Below are 1,274 nucleotides of genomic sequence, written 5' to 3'. Positions count from 1 at the left end.
AAATGGCGATACCATTGATGATTACTCTCACATCTTTCTGGATGAAATCGAAAGCTGTCTGGCCAAAGCATTCTTTATGCTGCTGGACTTTGACCAGGCCGGTCACAAACGCAGCGAAAGATATGAAAAGCTGATTCACGACGGAATCATCACTCCCGAGCAAATGAATTACGCGGTAAAGGCATCTTTTACAACAAAAGAAGATCTGGCAACGATTCTAATGCAGCGGTACGATATTTCGAAAGATGAAATAGGCGCGGCACTGTCGGATCACTTCTCATTTCCCTTTCGAGCCTATAGCGACGACTTGCCTGTCATCAGAGATCTCCTTTCCAGCCTTGACAAGTCATCACTGGTCGATATGCTCTGGTTTCCTCTAAACGTGGTGAAGGGTAAAATCCATGTGCTTGTGGAAGACCCTTCAAACCTTACCAAACGGCGAGAAATCGAAAAAATGCTGGAAACGGATTCCGTTATTTACGAGGTTGCCCTGTCCAGTGACATCCTGAGGCTGATTAATCGTTACTATTCAGAAAATGACGAAGAAATGCAGGCAGAACCGGCAGTCCAACAACTTTTTTCAGAGCATCCGCCCGTACCCGATCAAAGAGTTTTGACTCGTCCTGAAACGATCGCGAAGCCGGCTATCCAGATTGAGCCGGAAAGCGTGATCGTTCCCGAGGCCGAAGACGCGTCCCGAACAAACGTCACTTTTTTGTCCGGCATCACACAGGCTGAGGCTCTGGCACCTGAACCAGCCCCTGAAACCGCTGTGCAAAAACATTATCGCACGGAAGTAAAACGGTCCGAGGAGTCATTGCAAGCCGCAGCCATATTCCTTCGGGATATATTTCCAAAGGATGTGGATCATGAAACCCTGGATGAACCCACTGCTGCTGCGTCCGCTGAAGCTACTGCGTCGGTGCCCCAACCCCATATTCTCCCCTTATTCACCGATATTATTTATGATGCATACAACCGTCGTGGTTCCGATATTCATTTTGAACCGGATGCTGCGGGCAAAACAATTCACTTACGCATCCGTGTTGACGGCCAGTGTTTGAAAAACAAGACAATAACCATTGAAGAATATGAAATGATAGTAGATCAGGTGAAGCAATTAGCCAATCTCAGCGGAACAAGACAACCCCCCATTCAGCATGGGAACCTGACATTAACAAGACCTTCGGGAAACGCCATCCACATGAGGGTGACCTTTATTCCGACACACGCCGGCCTCGAAGACATGGTGATCCATATCTCGGCCAAAGCTA

1 protein-coding gene is annotated in these 1,274 nt (G+C 47.9%); it reads left to right on the top strand.

What is annotated here, in order from left to right:
- A partial coding sequence (locus CVU71_18690) for a hypothetical protein (protein PKN16549.1) occupies window positions 1-1,274 on the top strand: 1,274 nt, incomplete at both ends.

This window comes from Deltaproteobacteria bacterium HGW-Deltaproteobacteria-6, from assembly GCA_002840435.1.
GTDB lineage: Bacteria > Desulfobacterota > Syntrophia > Syntrophales > Smithellaceae > UBA8904.
Note: the sequence above shows the minus strand (reverse complement) of the source record. Positions and strands in the feature narration are given on the sequence as shown.